General features: G+C 46.1%; 16 protein-coding genes. 14 read left to right on the top strand and 2 right to left on the bottom strand.

What is annotated here, in order from left to right; translation table 11 throughout:
- Positions 1–108 precede the first annotated feature (108 nt).
- The 7 genes from rpoB (at position 109) to tuf (ending at position 12,201) form a co-directional block, all read left to right on the top strand.
- Positions 109–3,642: a DNA-directed RNA polymerase subunit beta gene (gene rpoB, locus HOP45_RS19365; protein ID WP_181351059.1), complete on the top strand. Its 3,534-nt coding sequence runs from the start codon at positions 109–111 to the stop codon at positions 3,640–3,642.
- A gap of 72 nt (positions 3,643–3,714) precedes the next feature.
- Positions 3,715–7,326 (top strand): DNA-directed RNA polymerase subunit beta', encoded by a 3,612-nt coding sequence (rpoC, locus tag HOP45_RS19360; RefSeq protein ID WP_181351058.1) that lies wholly within the window; start codon positions 3,715–3,717, stop codon positions 7,324–7,326.
- Between the two features lie 148 nt (positions 7,327–7,474).
- Positions 7,475–7,726 carry a 50S ribosomal protein L7ae-like protein gene (locus HOP45_RS19355; RefSeq protein ID WP_181351057.1) on the top strand — a complete coding sequence of 84 codons (252 nt, stop codon included), beginning with the start codon at positions 7,475–7,477 and terminating at the stop codon, positions 7,724–7,726.
- A 99-nt stretch (positions 7,727–7,825) separates the two neighbouring features.
- Positions 7,826–8,242 carry a 30S ribosomal protein S12 gene (gene rpsL, locus HOP45_RS19350; RefSeq protein ID WP_181351056.1) on the top strand — a complete coding sequence of 139 codons (417 nt, stop codon included), beginning with the start codon at positions 7,826–7,828 and terminating at the stop codon, positions 8,240–8,242.
- A gap of 49 nt (positions 8,243–8,291) precedes the next feature.
- On the top strand, positions 8,292–8,762 hold the full coding sequence (gene rpsG, locus HOP45_RS19345) for a 30S ribosomal protein S7 (RefSeq protein ID WP_181351055.1): 471 nt from the start codon (positions 8,292–8,294) through the stop codon (positions 8,760–8,762).
- A gap of 44 nt (positions 8,763–8,806) precedes the next feature.
- On the top strand, positions 8,807–10,885 hold the full coding sequence (fusA, locus tag HOP45_RS19340) for an elongation factor G (RefSeq protein WP_181351053.1): 2,079 nt from the start codon (positions 8,807–8,809) through the stop codon (positions 10,883–10,885).
- Between the two features lie 125 nt (positions 10,886–11,010).
- Positions 11,011–12,201: an elongation factor Tu gene (tuf, locus tag HOP45_RS19335; protein ID WP_181351051.1), complete on the top strand. Its 1,191-nt coding sequence runs from the start codon at positions 11,011–11,013 to the stop codon at positions 12,199–12,201.
- Between the two features lie 153 nt (positions 12,202–12,354).
- Here the strand turns inward: tuf and HOP45_RS19330 are convergent, their stop codons facing one another.
- On the bottom strand, positions 12,355–12,837 hold the full coding sequence (locus HOP45_RS19330) for a DUF4367 domain-containing protein (RefSeq protein ID WP_181351050.1): 483 nt from the start codon (positions 12,835–12,837) through the stop codon (positions 12,355–12,357).
- Positions 12,838–12,848: 11 nt separating this feature from the next.
- Positions 12,849–13,010, bottom strand: coding sequence for a hypothetical protein (locus tag HOP45_RS19325; protein ID WP_181351048.1), 162 nt, complete (start codon positions 13,008–13,010; stop codon positions 12,849–12,851).
- Between the two features lie 733 nt (positions 13,011–13,743).
- On the opposite strand from HOP45_RS19325, the gene rpsJ reads away from it, so the two are divergent.
- From rpsJ to rplV, 7 genes are read left to right on the top strand one after another with little or no spacing between them, the layout of a single operon-like run.
- Positions 13,744–14,052, top strand: a complete 309-nt coding sequence (gene rpsJ, locus HOP45_RS19320; protein ID WP_181351046.1) for a 30S ribosomal protein S10 — start codon at positions 13,744–13,746, stop codon at positions 14,050–14,052.
- Positions 14,053–14,083: 31 nt separating this feature from the next.
- Positions 14,084–14,716 (top strand): 50S ribosomal protein L3, encoded by a 633-nt coding sequence (gene rplC, locus HOP45_RS19315; RefSeq protein WP_181351044.1) that lies wholly within the window; start codon positions 14,084–14,086, stop codon positions 14,714–14,716.
- 21 nt (positions 14,717–14,737) lie between these two features.
- The gene (gene rplD / locus HOP45_RS19310) at positions 14,738–15,361 is read left to right on the top strand and encodes a 50S ribosomal protein L4 (RefSeq protein WP_181351042.1); all 624 of its coding nucleotides are present in this window, start codon (positions 14,738–14,740) and stop codon (positions 15,359–15,361) included.
- Positions 15,361–15,651, top strand: coding sequence for a 50S ribosomal protein L23 (gene rplW, locus HOP45_RS19305; protein ID WP_181351041.1), 291 nt, complete (start codon positions 15,361–15,363; stop codon positions 15,649–15,651). Before rplD ends, rplW begins: the two co-directional genes overlap by 1 nt.
- A gap of 34 nt (positions 15,652–15,685) precedes the next feature.
- Positions 15,686–16,525, top strand: coding sequence for a 50S ribosomal protein L2 (gene rplB, locus HOP45_RS19300; RefSeq protein WP_181351039.1), 840 nt, complete (start codon positions 15,686–15,688; stop codon positions 16,523–16,525).
- Between the two features lie 58 nt (positions 16,526–16,583).
- Positions 16,584–16,862, top strand: a complete 279-nt coding sequence (gene rpsS, locus HOP45_RS19295; protein ID WP_181351038.1) for a 30S ribosomal protein S19 — start codon at positions 16,584–16,586, stop codon at positions 16,860–16,862.
- A 19-nt stretch (positions 16,863–16,881) separates the two neighbouring features.
- On the top strand, positions 16,882–17,223 hold the full coding sequence (rplV, locus tag HOP45_RS19290; protein ID WP_181351036.1) for a 50S ribosomal protein L22: 342 nt from the start codon (positions 16,882–16,884) through the stop codon (positions 17,221–17,223).
- The last annotated feature ends 3 nt before the right edge of the window (positions 17,224–17,226 follow it).

Here is a 17,226-nt window from a genome sequence, read left to right as displayed (position 1 = left end):
TATACATTGCTTGTGAGGCAGTTTTATAGCCTATGCAAGCCTGTTCGGCATGTCTTTGCCGGACCATTTTTTACGTTAATATTACGCTTGATTTGAGGGGTGAAGCAGTTGACAGGTCAACTAGTTCAGTACGGACGACACCGCCAACGCAGAAGCTATGCGCGCATCAGTGAAGTTTTGGATTTGCCGAATCTAATAGAGATTCAAACGGCTTCCTATGATTGGTTCCTTCACGAAGGGTTAAAAGAAATGTTTGCGGACATTTCACCAATTGAAGACTTCACAGGCAATCTATCTTTAGAATTCGTGGATTATAGTCTAGGAGAACCTAAGTATCCTGTAGATGAGTCCAAGGATCGCGATGTGACGTACAATGCGCCGCTTCGTGTGAAAGTTCGTCTGCTAAACAATGAAACAGGCGAAGTGAAAGAGCAAGAAGTATTTATGGGAGATTTCCCGTTAATGACCGATACAGGAACATTTATAATCAATGGTGCCGAACGCGTCATTGTATCGCAGCTGGTCCGTTCTCCAGGCCTTTATTTCAATAGCAAGATCGATAAAAATGGCAAACGGGCGCACACGGCAACGGTCATACCGAACCGTGGAGCTTGGCTGGAATTTGAAACAGATGCAAAAGATGTGGTGCATGTTCGAATTGACCGTACGCGTAAACTACCGATTACGGTTCTTTTGCGTGCGCTTGGGTTCGGAACCGATCAAGAAATCATCGACCTCATCGGTGATAATGAATATCTCAAGAAAACGCTAGAAAAAGATAACACTGAAAATAGTGAAAAAGCGTTATTAGAAATATACGAACGTCTACGTCCAGGCGAGCCGCCGACAGTGGATAATGCTAAAAGCTTACTCGTATCACGTTTCTTTGATCCGAAACGTTATGATCTGGCACGCGTAGGACGCTATAAGATGAACAAGAAGGCGAACATTCAAAATCGCTTGTTCAACCAAACCCTTGCTGAAACACTAGTAGACCCTGAAACGGGTGAAGTGTTGGCAGAAAAAGGGGACAAAATCGACCGCCGTTTACTGAATAAGCTGATCCCTTATTTTGAAAACGATGAGTCCGACTTGAGTGAACAAACGCTCGAACCAGTTGATGGCGTTTTAGATGATGAAATTCGCATTCAATCTGTGAAAATAGTGGATCCGACTGATCCTGAAGGCGAACGTTCTATTAACGTGATTGGTAACGCTAATATTGACCATAACGTGAAGAACATCATGCCGGCTGACATTCTATCAGCGGTCAGTTATTTCTTTAATTTACTCCACAAAGTCGGTGGAACAGATGATATTGACCATCTGGGTAACCGTCGCCTTCGTTCTGTGGGTGAATTGTTGCAAAACCAATTCAGAATTGGTCTCTCCCGTATGGAGCGCGTTGTGCGTGAACGGATGTCAATCCAAGATACTTCATCTATTACACCTCAGCAGTTGATTAACATCCGTCCGGTGATCGCATCCATCAAAGAGTTCTTCGGCAGTTCCCAACTATCGCAGTTTATGGATCAGACCAATCCGTTGGCTGAATTGACCCATAAACGCCGTTTATCAGCATTAGGGCCTGGTGGCCTGACACGTGAACGCGCCGGTTTTGAAGTGCGTGACGTCCACTACTCTCACTATGGCCGGATGTGTCCGATAGAAACGCCGGAAGGACCGAACATCGGGTTGATCAACTCACTATCTTCCTATGCGAAGGTGAATGAGTTCGGCTTCATTGAGACCCCTTACCGCCGTGTTGACCCTGACACCAATAAAGTGACGTCTCAATTTGATTATCTCACGGCTGATGAAGAAGATAATTATGTTGTGGCTCAGGCGAACGCACGATTAGAAGAGGATGGCTTCTTTACAGATGAAGAAGTTATCGCCCGTTTCCGAGGGGAGAACACCGTGGTGAAGCGTGATCGTCTCGATTATATGGACGTATCACCAAAACAGGTGGTCTCTGCCGCGACAGCTTGCATCCCATTCTTGGAGAATGATGACTCCAACCGTTCCTTGATGGGTGCTAACATGCAGCGTCAAGCAGTGCCATTGCTCCAGCCTGATGCACCAACCGTTGGTACAGGGATGGAATATGTCTCTGGTAAAGACTCCGGTGCTGCTGTCCTTTGCCAACATGAGGGAATCGTAGAGCGCGTCGAGGCGAAAGAAGTCCTTGTTCGCCGCGTGTCTGATGTTGAGGGCAAACAAGTCGAAGGCGACCTTGATCGCTATCGCTTGCAGAAATTTGTCCGTTCCAACCAAGGCACATGCTACAACCAGCGTCCGATCGTATCCAAGGGTGACCATGTGAAGATAGGCGAAATCCTTGCTGATGGACCTTCCATGGATATGGGTGAATTGGCCTTAGGTCAAAACCCACTTGTAGCATTTATGACGTGGGATGGTTATAACTATGAAGACGCGGTGATCATGAGTGAACGTCTCGTGAAAGATGACGTTTATACCTCGATTCACGTTGAAGAATATGAATCTGAAGCTCGTGATACCAAGCTAGGACCAGAAGAAATCACGCGTGATATTCCGAACGTTGGGGAAGACGCCCTTCGTGATCTAGATGAGCGCGGCATCATTAGAGTGGGTGCAGAAGTAAGTGACGGTGACCTGCTTGTCGGGAAGGTAACACCAAAAGGCGTAACGGAGCTTTCCGCAGAAGAGCGCTTACTTCATGCTATTTTCGGTGAAAAAGCCCGAGAAGTGCGTGACACGTCGCTCAGAGTACCTCACGGTGCAGGTGGCATAGTACTTGATGTTAAGATCTTTAACCGTGAAGATGATGATGAACTGCCGCCAGGTGTCAACCAGCTCGTTCGTGCTTATATCGTTCAGAAACGTAAAATATCCGAAGGGGACAAAATGGCAGGCCGTCACGGTAACAAAGGTGTCATTTCTAAAATACTCCCTGAAGAAGATATGCCATTCCTGCCTGATGGTACGCCGGTCGACGTTATGTTGAACCCTCTGGGTGTTCCGTCACGTATGAATATCGGTCAGGTCTTGGAACTTCATCTCGGAATGGCTGCTCGTGAGCTTGGCATACGAGTCGCCACGCCGGTATTTGACGGAGCCCGTGAAGAAGACGTATGGGAAACACTTGAAGAAGCGGGCATGCCTCGCGACGCCAAGACAGTCCTATACGATGGTCGCACAGGTGAACCGTTTGATAACCGTGTATCAGTCGGGGTCATGTATATGATCAAACTGGCTCACATGGTTGATGATAAATTGCACGCTCGTTCTACCGGGCCTTACTCTCTCGTCACCCAGCAGCCGCTTGGCGGTAAAGCGCAATTTGGCGGTCAGCGTTTTGGTGAAATGGAAGTATGGGCGCTTGAAGCTTATGGCGCTGCATATACCCTGCAGGAAATCTTAACGGTAAAATCCGATGACGTGGTCGGACGTGTCAAAACGTACGAAGCGATCGTCAAAGGTGATAACATTCCTGAACCGGGCGTTCCAGAGTCCTTCAAAGTTCTGATCAAAGAACTGCAGAGCTTAGGAATGGATGTGAAAATCCTTTCCGGTGATGAAGAAGAGATCGAAATACGTGATATTGAGGAAGAGCAAACGAAAGCTGAAGAAACATTAAGCTTCGAAGATGATTTATAGATCGACTTAACCGCATGAACATGCTGCTCTTTGCTTAGGGAAACCTGGATACTAAAAAGGGAGGTAAGCCCCTTGCTAGATGTTAATAACTTTGAGTATATGAAGATTGGCTTGGCTTCATCCGATAAGATCAGATCATGGTCTTTCGGTGAAGTCAAGAAACCAGAAACCATCAACTATCGTACGTTGAAACCTGAAAAGGACGGCTTATTCTGTGAACGTATTTTCGGTCCGCAAAAGGACTGGGAATGCCACTGCGGAAAATATAAGCGTGTTCGTTACAAAGGGATCGTCTGTGACCGTTGCGGTGTAGAAGTAACGAAAGCTAAAGTGCGCCGTGAACGTATGGGCCACTTGGAGTTAGCTGCTCCTGTTTCGCACATTTGGTACTTCAAAGGTATCCCGAGCCGTATGGGACTTGTCCTTGACATGTCACCACGGGCGCTGGAAGAAGTGATTTATTTCGCAGCTTATATCGTAACGGAGCCCGGTGAAACTGCTCTGGAGAGAAAACAACTTCTCTCTGAAAAGGAATACCGTGCCTATCGCGAGAAGTATGGGAAAGGCTTCCAAGCGGCAATGGGTGCCGAGGCGATTCGCAAGCTATTAGAAGTTATCGACCTCGATAAAGAAGTAGAAGCATTAAAAGAGGAATTGAAAACAGCACAAGGTCAACGTCGCACACGTGCGATCAAGCGCCTTGAAGTGTTGGAGTCATTCCGTCATTCCGGAAATGATCCTTCCTGGATGATTCTTGATGTGCTGCCGGTCATTCCTCCCGAGTTGCGCCCGATGGTTCAACTCGATGGCGGCCGTTTCGCTACATCAGATCTGAATGATCTTTATCGTCGTGTCATTAACCGTAACAATCGTTTGAAGCGACTGCTGGATCTTGGAGCACCGACCATTATCGTGCAAAACGAGAAACGTATGCTTCAGGAAGCTGTCGATGCCATGATCGATAACGGTCGCCGCGGCCGTCCTGTTACTGGTCCGGGTAATCGACCATTAAAATCCTTATCACATATGTTAAAAGGGAAGCAAGGTCGTTTCCGTCAGAACCTGCTCGGTAAACGTGTCGACTATTCCGGTCGTTCCGTTATCGTCGTCGGACCGAACTTGAAAATGTATCAAGTCGGGCTTCCGAAAGAAATGGCGTTGGAACTCTTCAAACCATTTGTTATGAAAGAATTAGTCGAGCGTGGATTAGCTCATAATATCAAGTCCGCCAAACGCAAAATTGAACGGATCCATCCAGAGGTCTGGGACGTGCTTGAAGAAGTGATCCGTGAACACCCCGTCCTCTTGAACCGTGCGCCAACATTGCACCGTTTAGGTATTCAGGCGTTCGAACCTGTCTTGATCGAAGGCAGGGCCATCCGGCTTCACCCACTCGTATGTACAGCTTACAACGCTGACTTTGATGGGGACCAGATGGCTGTACACGTACCGCTTTCCGCTGAAGCACAGGCTGAAGCACGCATCTTGATGCTTGCTGCTCAGAACATCTTGAATCCTAAGGATGGAAAACCGGTCGTTACACCTTCCCAGGATATGGTGCTGGGTAACTACTACTTGACGCTTGAACGTGCCAATGCAGTCGGTGAAGGAATGGTATTCAAGGATCTGAATGAAGCCTTGATGGCCTATCAGAACGGGTACGTCCACCTTCACACAAGAGTGGCTGTTTACGCTGGTTCCTTAGGGAATGAAACGTTCACAGAAAAACAAAATCAACAGTTGCTGACGACAACAGTCGGTAAGTTGATTTTCAACGAAATGTTGCCTAACTCGTTCCCTTACATTAACGAGCCGACGCAAGAGAACCTCGAGATCAAAACACCTGAAATCTACTTCATAGAGAAAGGTGAAAACATCAGAGAGTCGATTGCCAGTCGAGAAGAAGTAGGGCCTTTCAAGAAAGGCATACTAGGCGACATCATTGCTGAAGTATTTAAACGCTTCTCTATTAGCGAAACGTCTAAAATGCTTGACCGCATGAAAGACTTAGGATTCTCCTATTCTACAAAAGCCGGTATCACAGTCGGTATATCCGACGTTGTGGTTCTGTCTGAAAAACAAGAAATCTTAGATGAGGCCCAAGGGAAAGTGGACCGTATCTTGAAGCAGTTCCGTCGCGGTCTCATTACAGAAGAAGAGCGTTATGATCGGGTTATTGAAGTGTGGTCGAACGCGAAGGATGACATCCAGGAACGCTTGATGCAGTCTCTTAACCCACGGAACCCAATCTTTATGATGAGTGATTCCGGAGCACGTGGTAACGCATCTAACTTCACCCAGCTTGCTGGTATGCGTGGTTTAATGGCCAATCCATCTGGACGCATCATTGAACTTCCGATCAAATCAAGCTTCCGCGAAGGCTTAACCGTTCTTGAGTACTTTATTTCTACTCACGGTGCTCGTAAAGGTCTGGCCGACACAGCCTTGAAGACGGCTGACTCCGGTTACTTGACCCGTCGTCTCGTCGACGTGGCCCAAGATGTCATCGTCCGCGAAGATGATTGCGGCACCGATCGAGGCTTGACAGTGAGCTCCTTGACGGAAGGCAGTGAAGTGATCGAGCCGTTGATTGACCGACTCATCGGCCGTACAGCTTTCCAAACTGTGAAGCATCCAGACAGTGGAAAAGTATTGACGGGCCGAAATGAAGTGATTTCTGAAGAAGCAGCTCATGAAATGGTTGATTCCGGCATTGAATCTGTCGTGATTCGCTCAGCCTTTACATGTAACACGAAACATGGCGTTTGTAAGAAATGCTATGGCCGTAACCTGGCGACAGGGGACGAAGTTGAAGTGGGCGAGGCAGTCGGTATCATTTCTGCCCAATCCATCGGTGAGCCTGGTACTCAGCTTACAATGCGTACCTTCCACACTGGCGGTGTAGCAGGAGACGACATCACACAAGGTCTGCCGCGTATCCAAGAGTTGTTTGAAGCGCGTAATCCTAAAGGTCAAGCTGTCATTACCGAGATTCCGGGTACTGTACAAGAAATTAAAGAAGTTAAAGAAAAACATGAAATCGTCGTTCAAGGCGACATTGAAACAAGAAGCTACACGGCGCCTTATGGTGCCAGACTTAAAGTCTCTGTCGGAGATGACGTCACAATCGGCGAGTCGTTGACAGAAGGTTCCGTGGATCCGAAAGAACTCTTGAAAGTACAGGGTCTTGACGGAGTACAGGAATACTTGTTGAAAGAAGTTCAAAAAGTCTACCGTATGCAAGGTGTTGAAATCGGAGATAAACACGTTGAGGTTATGGTACGGCAAATGCTTCGTAAAATCCGTGTACTTGATGCGGGTGATACAGATGTCCTTCCAGGCTCACTACTGGAAATCCATCAGTTTAAGGAAGCCAACCATAAAGCATTGGTGGAAGGCGGCCAGCCTGCCGTGGGACGCCCTGTCATCCTCGGAATTACGAAAGCATCACTTGAAACGGACTCCTTCTTATCTGCCGCATCCTTCCAGGAGACGACACGTGTTCTTACGGATGCAGCGATTAAAGGAAAACGTGATGAATTGCTCGGCTTGAAAGAAAACGTTATTCTCGGTAAGCTCGTGCCAGCTGGAACAGGCATGCCGAAATACCGTAAAATCAAGACGGACACCCCTGAAGAGGAAGAAGCGCCTTCTGAAGTGGTCGTAGGTGAAACCACCCAGTAAAAGTTAAGTAAGATCATGCTAGTTAACAGTGGATTTTAAGCGAAGCACCTTGAAAAAATCACATGAAATTCAGTTGACATGCCTATAGCTGAGTGATAATATAATCAAGGTGCTTCCAATTATCCATGTTACTTTGGAGGATATGAAGATGTCTTATGAAAAAGTAGCACAGGCTAAGGCTAGAGTTGTAATTGGAATGAAACAGACACTGAAAGCCATGAAAAATGGTGAAGTGGAAGAAGTCCTCGTGGCTGATGATGCTGATCAAGCCATAAAGGATAAAGTGATGAATGTGGCTGACCAACTGCAAATTCCAGTCAAGCAAGTCGATTCGATGAAACAACTAGGAAGAGCTTGCGGGATTGATGTAAGAGCCGCTACTGTGGCGATAAAGCAATAAAGTTTTGGCGTTCACACGCGAAAGCTTTGTTTTTTGCCCATTTATGAACCACCTGGATGTGTGGTATTAAAAATACAGTCATGAAGGGAGGAAATAAACATGCCAACAATCAATCAATTGGTACGTAAAGGACGCGTAAGCAAAGGTAAAAAGTCTGACTCTCCAGCACTTAACAAGGGTTATAACAGCTACCGTAAAAAGCATACAGATCAGTCTTCTCCACAAAAGAGAGGCGTTTGTACGCGTGTAGGTACGCTGACTCCTAAAAAACCTAACTCCGCATTGCGTAAGTATGCACGTGTTCGTTTGACGAACGCTATTGAAGTGACAGCTTACATTCCTGGAATCGGCCACAACCTGCAAGAGCACAGCGTGGTTTTGATCCGTGGAGGACGTGTTAAGGACTTACCAGGTGTACGTTACCACATCGTACGTGGTGCCCTAGACACTGCAGGTGTAGAAGGACGTAGACAAGGCCGTTCCAAATACGGTACGAAGAAACCTAAAAAAGCGTAGTATTGATTAATGATGTCATTCAAATTTAGTTAAGAAAGGAGGGGAACATATGCCACGTAAAGGACCCGTAGCAAAACGTGATGTGTTACCAGATCCCATTTATAAATCTAAGCTTGTAACTCGTTTGATCAACCAAATCATGGTAGACGGCCAGCGCGGAAAAGCTCAAAAGATTCTTTATAAAGCTTTCGATCTAGCTCAAGAGCGCAGCGGTAATGATTCCATGGAAACATTCGAACAAGCAATGAAAAATGTTATGCCTGTATTGGAGGTTCGCGCCCGCCGTGTCGGTGGTTCCAACTACCAGGTTCCAGTGGAAGTACGCCCAGAGCGTCGCCAAGCACTAGGCTTGCGTTTCATTGTGAATTACGCCCGTCTTCGCGGTGAGAAAACAATGGAAGAACGTCTGGCGAACGAAATTTTGGATGCAGCTAACAACACTGGTGCAGCTGTTAAACGTCGCGAAGAAATGCATAAAATGGCAGAAGCGAACAAAGCATTTGCACACTATCGTTGGTAAATCTGAAATCCAATAAAATTTTCACTTAGGAAGGAGAAAGATTCATGGCAAGAGAGTTCTCCTTGGAAAAGACACGTAATATCGGCATCATGGCTCACATTGATGCCGGTAAAACAACGGCAACAGAACGTATTCTTTTCTATACAGGACGTATCCACAAAATCGGGGAAACTCACGAAGGAGCTTCCCAAATGGACTGGATGGCGCAAGAACAGGAGCGTGGGATTACCATCACTTCTGCTGCGACCACAGCCCAATGGAAAAATCACCGAATTAATATCATTGATACTCCGGGACACGTAGACTTCACTGTTGAGGTTGAACGTTCCCTTCGTGTGCTTGACGGTTCCATCGCTGTTTTAGATGCTCAATCAGGTGTTGAACCACAAACAGAAACAGTATGGCGTCAGGCAACTACTTATGGAGTTCCGCGTATCGTATTCGTCAACAAAATGGATAAAGTCGGCGCAGACTTCATTTACTCCCTCGGGACATTGAATGAACGTCTTGGAGCTAATGCCCACGCTGTACAACTTCCTATCGGGGCAGAAGACAACTTCGAAGGGATTATCGACCTCGTCAGCATGGAAGCTTTCTATTACCTGGATGATCTAGGTACGCGTGCTGAATCCCGTCCGATTCCAGACGAGTACAAGGAACAAGCTGAAGAGTACCGCGCTAAGCTCGTAGAAGCAGTAGCGGACTTTGATGAAGACTTCATGATGAAATATCTTGAAGGGGAAGAAATTTCGAACGAAGAGCTTGTTGCGGCTATCCGTAAAGCAACGCTAAGCGTCGAATTCTATCCTGTATTCTGTGGGTCAGCCTTCAAGAACAAAGGCGTACAGCTATTGATTGACGGTGTTATTGATTATCTACCGTCTCCATTAGATGTTCCTCCGATTGAAGGTCACGTACCGCGTACCGAAGAAAAAGTTACCCGCGAAGCAGACGATGAAGCGCCATTCTCAGCATTGGCCTTTAAAGTCGCAACAGACCCTTACGTTGGTAAACTTACATTCTTCCGCGTGTACTCCGGAACATTGACATCTGGATCCTACGTACGTAACAGTACGAAGGATAAACGTGAACGTGTCGGTCGGATCCTGCAAATGCACGCTAACTCGCGTGAAGAGATTTCTACTGTTTACGCAGGGGACATCGCAGGCGGCGTTGGTCTTAAAGACACAGGCACAGGGGATACACTATGTGATGAAAAGATTCACGTTATCCTTGAGTCAATGGAATTCCCAGAACCTGTTATTCAAGTGGCAATTGAGCCGAAATCCAAAGCAGACCAGGATAAGATGGCGATCGCCCTTGGAAAGCTAGCCGAAGAAGACCCGACTTTCCAAACGGAAACGAACGTTGAAACAGGCCAGACGATCATTGCCGGTATGGGTGAGCTTCACCTTGATATCATCGTTGACCGTTTGCGCCGTGAGTTCAAAGTGGACGCCAATATTGGTGCGCCGCAAGTTGCTTACCGTGAAACATTCCGCGGAACTGCGGATGTTGAAGGGAAGTTTGTCCGCCAGTCTGGTGGACGTGGACAATTCGGTCACGTTTGGGTCAAATTCGAACCGAACGAAGAAGGCGCAGGCTTTGAGTTTGTGAACAAAATCGTCGGTGGTGTTGTTCCGCGTGAATATATCCCATCAGTCGAGCACGGAATCAAAGAATCGATGGAAAACGGCGTACTAGCCGGTTATCCGATGGTCGATATCAAAGCGACGTTGTTCGATGGATCTTACCACGATGTGGACTCCAACGAAATGGCCTTTAAAGTGGCTGCTTCAATGGCACTTAAAGAAGCTAAGTCAAAATGTAAACCAGTTCTTCTTGAACCGATGATGAAAGTTGAAGTTGTCATTCCAGAAGAATACATGGGAGATATCATGGGTGACGTTACTTCCCGTCGCGGACGTGTTGAAGGAATGGAAACGCGCGGTAACGCTCAGTTGGTCAATGCATTTGTTCCGCTAGCCGAGATGTTCGGCTATGCGACTGCTCTGCGTTCTAACACGCAAGGCCGCGGAACGTACACCATGCACTTCGACCACTATGAAGAGGTTCCGAAGAGCATCTCAGAAGAGATCATCAAGAAAAATGCTGGTGAGTAATTGATTTTTTTGACGAGTTAACGTATAACTTGTATTGTAAGCTTAGGAGCCCATTGTGTGCTTCTAAGCTGCACATAAAACCTTAATAATAACACTGTTATTTAATTAAAGGAGGAAATATAAAAATGGGTAAAGAAAAATTCGACCGTTCCAAGTCCCACGTAAACATTGGTACTATTGGACACGTTGACCACGGTAAAACAACTTTGACTGCTGCTATCACAACAGTCCTTCATAAGAGATCTGGCTCAGGTACAGCAATGGCATATGACATGATTGACGGTGCTCCAGAAGAGCGTGAGCGCGGTATTACAATCGCGACTGCCCACGTTGAGTACGAAACTGAAAATCGTCACTATGCCCACGTTGACTGCCCTGGACACGCTGACTATGTTAAAAACATGATCACCGGTGCAGCACAAATGGACGGTGCGATTCTTGTCGTATCTGCGGCTGACGGCCCGATGCCACAAACACGTGAGCACATCCTGCTTTCTCGTCAGGTTGGTGTACCTGCCATCGCGGTATTCCTAAACAAAACTGACATGGTAGACGACGAAGAGCTTCTTGAGCTAGTAGAAATGGAAGTTCGCGATCTTCTAACTGAATATGAATTCCCTGGTGACGATGTACCAGTAATCAGTGGTTCTGCTCTTAAAGCCCTTGAAGGGGACGAAGAGTATGAGCAGCGCATCTTCGATCTAATGGAGCAGGTTGACGCGTACATCCCTACTCCTGAACGCGACACTGACAAGCCATTCATGATGCCAATTGAGGACGTATTCTCAATCACTGGCCGTGGAACAGTTGCTACTGGTCGTGTTGAGCGTGGACAGATCAAAGTCGGTGACGACGTTGAAATCATCGGTATGGCAGAAGACAAGCGTAAATCTACCATCACTGGTGTTGAAATGTTCCGTAAGCTTCTTGACTATGCAGAAGCTGGCGACAACATCGGCGCGCTTCTTCGCGGTGTGAGCCGTGAAGACATCAAACGTGGTCAGGTACTAGCTAAGCCTGGTTCCATCACGCCACACACGAACTTCAAAGCTGAAGTTTATGTCCTATCAAAAGACGAAGGTGGTCGTCATACACCATTCTTCTCTAACTACCGTCCTCAGTTCTACTTCCGTACTACTGACGTGACTGGTGTTATTCAACTTCCAGAAGGCGTTGAAATGGTAATGCCTGGCGATAACGTTGAAATGACAGTTGAACTTATTTCTCCGATCGCGATCGAAGAAGGTACTAAGTTCTCTATCCGTGAAGGCGGACGCACAGTAGGCGCTGGCGTTGTTGCTGACATCACGAAGTAATTGAATAATTGATTGTAAGGACAGTGAGTTGAACTCGCTGTCCTTTTCTAATGGAATGGCTCTGTTAATGTTTAGTGTTGATATTCATAAAAAAATCAAACTCCCAAAAATTTGGGAGTTTGATACTGTATATGCCCTGTGTTCTTTATTAGTTCATTTAAATGATTCCGCAATTTGAATAAGCTCCTCTTTCGATATGCCTTGCGACTCACTATCATTAGCAGTAGATAAATCGTAAACCACTCCATCTTCTTTCCAAATCAAATGTTTAACTGTAGTACCTTTATCATTCGATTCAAAATACTCGCCCTCAGTCTCATCAAATTTTACTTTCTCCGTTTTTGTATCGTCATTGATAGATTCTCCATTAAAAGTCATCAATTCCACAACATTGTCTTTTCTGATGAAATCAAAGTTAAACACTTTCTCATCGTTATCAGTTGGAATAGGGGAAAAAGAGGCGTCTTCAACCTCAAAAGGGAATTTCGTTGGAAGTAAAGGTTGATAAAAAGCTTCTTCAAGTTGTGAGCGAAGTTGTTCGTCGTCGTAAGAAATTTGTCCGCTGGTATTATTGTTTGCACACCCTCCTAAAACAAAAACCGCTACTAATAAAATAGACATCAATAAAATTCTCAATTATAAACCACCTAAAATTTTGTCGTCATTTTATATACGTATAACTCCACAGGACGTTTCAAAACTCCAGTCCATACGCCGCTGATCAAGACGCCTTCGCTTTTTGAAGACTCCGTTTCGAGCTTCGTGTTTGCGGATGCTGGCTGGGAAAACGGATCGCTTTCCGTGGGCATGGGGTGAGCTTCCTCAGGCTACGCCTTGCGGGATCTCACCGCTCATGTTATTCCCACAGGAGTCTCACCGTTTTCCCATCCACCATACAATCATAAGGTGCTCGAAACGACCTTCCGTAACTGGAAGCTTTGACTGAAAAAGCTTTCATACACGTGATTATATGTGCTATCGGTTCCCTATAGGCAGATTCGCAACCAAGTGATTTCGAGAAGCCTATAGGGCAAGGGCCGTTGGGGAAGGGTGAGACTCCCGCGGGAGAAGGAGCAAGGCAAGACCCCGGAAGGCGAAGCCTGAGGAGGCTTGCCAGTTCCCCCGCAGGAAAGCGAACCCTTCCCCAACGGCCCTACACTCCCACAACCATCTCGAAATCGAGTCTTACAGAATTCTGCTCTTTTAGGAAAAACTCCGTTTCGAGATAAATATCCACTTCAAATATCAACAACAAACTTTAACAAAGCCTAATTTTATTCCACTGAATTTGTTGAAAAGATGGGCAAAGGGTTGAAATACAGTGGTCAGCCTAGTATAATACGTTGAGGTGTTGCCATCATTCATATTGAATTTATGGTTGCATCAAGCTGGCCAATTCTTTATAATAAGTAATGTTGGTCACAAAAAGGCGATGATGCGAAAGGTTGTTGATACACCAGGCCCCTTTGCCATGGGTGGTGCATCAAGGAATTTTCGCGGAGAAAGTCTATTTAGCAAAATGGGCGAAAAGGAGGGAAAATAATGGCAAAAGAGAAAATTCGTATTCGTTTAAAAGCGTATGATCATCGGGTGCTTGATCAGTCTGCTGAGAAAATTGTGGACACAGCGAAGCGTTCCGGAGCTGATGTGTCAGGGCCGATCCCGCTTCCAACTGACAAGTCTATCTATACGGTGCTTCGTGCAACACATAAGTATAAAGATGCGCGTGAGCAATTCGAAATGCGTACGCACAAACGTCTAATCGACATTGTCAATCCGACACCACAGACAGTAGATTCATTGATGCGTCTTGATCTACCATCTGGTGTGGACATTGAAATTAAACTATAAAACGATTATTTAATCATAGGAGGTGTAACGGATGACGAAAGGAATCTTAGGACGCAAAGTCGGCATGACTCAAATTTTCTCTGAAAATGGCGAGTTGATTCCAGTAACTGTCGTACAAGCAGAGCCGAACGTCGTACTTCAAATGAAAACGAACGAAAACGACGGCTATGAAGCTGTACAACTAGGGTTTGCCGATCAGAAGAAAAATCGTGTGACAAAGCCTGAACTAGGCCATGCTGATAAAGCAAATACCACACCTAAGCGCTACATTCGTGAGATCCGTAATGTAAACCTTGATGACTATGAAGTTGGTCATGAGGTTAGCGTAAATATTTTCGATCAAGGTGACATCATTGATGTAACAGGAACTTCAAAAGGGAAAGGCTTCCAGGGCGCAATCAAACGCCACAATCAATCTACTGGACCCAAAACCCACGGTTCCCGTTATCACCGTCGCCCGGGTACGATGGGACCGATTGATCCAAACCACGTACTCCCAGGCAAAAAATTGCCAGGACAAATGGGTAACGAGCAAGTGACATTGCAGAACCTTGAAGTGGTTAGAGTCGACACTGACCGTAACCTGCTGCTTATCAAAGGCAATGTTCCTGGTCCGAAAAAGTCTTACGTTAAAGTCACGAGTGCCATTAAGGCTAGCCGATAATAAAGGAAGGGAGGATATGTCATGCCTAAAATAGCACTATTAAACCAAAGCGGTTCGCAAGTAGGCGATGTCGAATTGAAAGACGCCGTTTTTGGTATTGAACCGAATACGCATGTGCTTCATGAAGCAGTTGTCATGCAGCGTGCAGGACTGCGTCAAGGAACGCACAATACGAAGAATCGTTCTGAAGTAAGCGGCGGAGGCCGCAAACCATGGCGCCAGAAGGGTACAGGACGTGCCCGTCAGGGTTCCATCCGGTCCCCACAATGGGTAGGTGGCGGAACTGTTTTCGGCCCTACACCACGCAATTATGGTTATAAGCTTCCAAAGAAAGTGCGTCGCTTAGCTATGCGTTCTGCGCTTTCGGCTAAGTTGAGCGAAGATAATCTTATTGTATTGGAAGACATCGCAATAGATGCTCCCAAAACAAAAGAGATCGTCAATATGCTTAAATCATTGGATGTCAGCGAAGATGCATTGATTGTAACAGCTGGGAAAGATGACAACGTCTTTCTATCAGCACGTAATCTTCCAAATGTTAAAATCGTGACAGTCGATTTCTTGAATGTATTAGACATGTTGACGCATGACAAGCTGATCCTGACGAAGGAAGCAGCTGAAAAAGCAGGGGAGGTGCTTGAATAATGAGAGAGCCACGCGAAATCATTAAGCGCCCTGTCATCACGGAACAATCTGCTGATCTTATGGAATACAAGAAATATACGTTTGAAGTGAGTGTTAAAGCCAACAAAACGGAGATCAAGCACGCAGTTGAAGAGATCTTCGGTGTGAATGTTGAGAATGTCAACACGATGAATATCAAAGGTAAATTCAAACGTATGGGCCGTTATGGCGGTTACCGTTCTGACCGTAAAAAAGCGATTGTGACATTGACTGAAGATAGTGAAGACCTAGAATTCTTTGAAGGTGTATAAAACCTAAATCTAAATATGAAGGAGGGAAATAACGATGGCGATTAAAAAATTCAAACCGACCACGAACGGTCGCAGATTCATGTCAGCTTCTGACTTTGCTGAAATCACAACAGACCAGCCTGAACGCTCCCTACTAACGCCGCTTCATAAACGTGGCGGACGAAATAACCAGGGTAGAATGACAGTTCGTCATCAAGGCGGCGGTCACAAGCGTCAGTATCGTTTGATTGACTTCAAACGTGATAAAGATGGAATACCAGGACGCGTTGCTACGATCGAATACGATCCTAACCGCTCTGCCAACATTGCACTTATCAACTATGCTGATGGTGAAAAACGCTACATTCTTGCTCCGAAAGGCTTGAAAGTAGGACACGAAATCATCTCAGGCCCTGAAGCTGATATTAAAACAGGCAATGCGCTTCAATTGAAAGACATTCCAGTAGGGACTATTGTGCACAACGTAGAGCTTAAACCTGGCCGCGGTGGACAAATGGTCCGCTCAGCTGGTGCTCAAGCCCAAATTCTTGGACGTGAAGAAAAATATGTTCTTGTACGTCTGACTTCAGGTGAAGTTCGCTTAGTCTTGAATACGTGCCGTGCAACCATCGGCCAGGTAGGTAACCTGGAACACGAATTGATCAGCATTGGTAAAGCTGGACGTTCACGCTGGCAAGGCAAGCGCCCTGCAGTACGTGGTTCTGTCATGAACCCTAGTGATCACCCACACGGTGGTGGTGAAGGTCGTGCACCTATCGGTATGCCATCTCCAGTGACACCATGGGGTCAGCCGACTCTTGGTTACAAGACACGCCAACGTAACAAACCATCTGATAAATATATCGTGCGTAGACGTAAGAAGAAGAAAAAATAAACGGGGTTGATCGGCGGGCAATCATACCCGTCTCTCAATCACGAAGGGAGGTTTATGTATGGGTCGCAGCCTAAAAAAGGGACCTTTTATAGATGACCATTTGATGAAAAAAGTAGAGAAATTGAACGAAGATAACAAGCACCAGGTAATCAAAACGTGGTCACGCCGTTCCACGATTTTCCCTAATTTTGTAGGACACACAATCGCTGTTTATGACGGACGCAAACATGTCCCTGTATATGTAACAGAAGACATGGTAGGGCATAAACTAGGCGAATTCGCCCCTACCCGGACGTTCAAGGGTCATGCTGGCGATGATAAAAGGACAAAACGCTAATTGAGAGGAGGCACTTTAGATGCAAGCTAAAGCTGTTGCAAAAACCGTTCGTATCGCTCCTCGTAAAGTTCGCTTGGTTATAGATACAATTCGAGGAAAAAACGTTGGTGAAGCCATCGGTATTTTACGAAATACACAACGAGGCGCTTCTCCTGCAATTGAGAAGGTATTGAATTCTGCGATTGCGAATGCTGAACACAATTATGAAATGGATCCAGACAGCCTTTATATTTCCGAAGCGTTTGTGGATGAAGGCGTCACATTGAAACGTTTCCGCCCACGCGCTATGGGACGTGCAAGCCAAATTAACAAACGCACCAGCCACATTACGGTGGTTGTATCAGAAAAGAAGGAGGGATAATCA

Source organism: Thalassobacillus sp. CUG 92003 (assembly GCF_013618635.1).
In the GTDB taxonomy this organism is placed as follows: domain Bacteria; phylum Bacillota; class Bacilli; order Bacillales; family Halobacillaceae; genus CUG-92003.
The sequence above is the reverse complement of the archived record's forward strand: the minus strand, read 5'-3'. Positions and strand labels throughout refer to the sequence as shown.

Excerpts from the sequence above, each read along its gene's own strand:
- HOP45_RS19355 (WP_181351057.1), top strand. The coding sequence starts at position 7,475 with ATGTCTTATGAAAAAGTAGCACAGGCTAAGGCTAGAGTTGTAATTGGA.
- rpsL (WP_181351056.1), top strand. The coding sequence starts at position 7,826 with ATGCCAACAATCAATCAATTGGTACGTAAAGGACGCGTAAGCAAAGGT.
- rpsG (WP_181351055.1), top strand. The coding sequence starts at position 8,292 with ATGCCACGTAAAGGACCCGTAGCAAAACGTGATGTGTTACCAGATCCC.
- fusA (WP_181351053.1), top strand. The coding sequence starts at position 8,807 with ATGGCAAGAGAGTTCTCCTTGGAAAAGACACGTAATATCGGCATCATG.
- tuf (WP_181351051.1), top strand. The coding sequence starts at position 11,011 with ATGGGTAAAGAAAAATTCGACCGTTCCAAGTCCCACGTAAACATTGGT.
- HOP45_RS19325 (WP_181351048.1), bottom strand. The coding sequence starts at position 13,010 with ATGCCCACGGAAAGCGATCCGTTTTCCCAGCCAGCATCCGCAAACACG.
- rpsJ (WP_181351046.1), top strand. The coding sequence starts at position 13,744 with ATGGCAAAAGAGAAAATTCGTATTCGTTTAAAAGCGTATGATCATCGG.
- rplC (WP_181351044.1), top strand. The coding sequence starts at position 14,084 with ATGACGAAAGGAATCTTAGGACGCAAAGTCGGCATGACTCAAATTTTC.
- rplD (WP_181351042.1), top strand. The coding sequence starts at position 14,738 with ATGCCTAAAATAGCACTATTAAACCAAAGCGGTTCGCAAGTAGGCGAT.
- rplW (WP_181351041.1), top strand. The coding sequence starts at position 15,361 with ATGAGAGAGCCACGCGAAATCATTAAGCGCCCTGTCATCACGGAACAA.
- rplB (WP_181351039.1), top strand. The coding sequence starts at position 15,686 with ATGGCGATTAAAAAATTCAAACCGACCACGAACGGTCGCAGATTCATG.
- rpsS (WP_181351038.1), top strand. The coding sequence starts at position 16,584 with ATGGGTCGCAGCCTAAAAAAGGGACCTTTTATAGATGACCATTTGATG.
- rplV (WP_181351036.1), top strand. The coding sequence starts at position 16,882 with ATGCAAGCTAAAGCTGTTGCAAAAACCGTTCGTATCGCTCCTCGTAAA.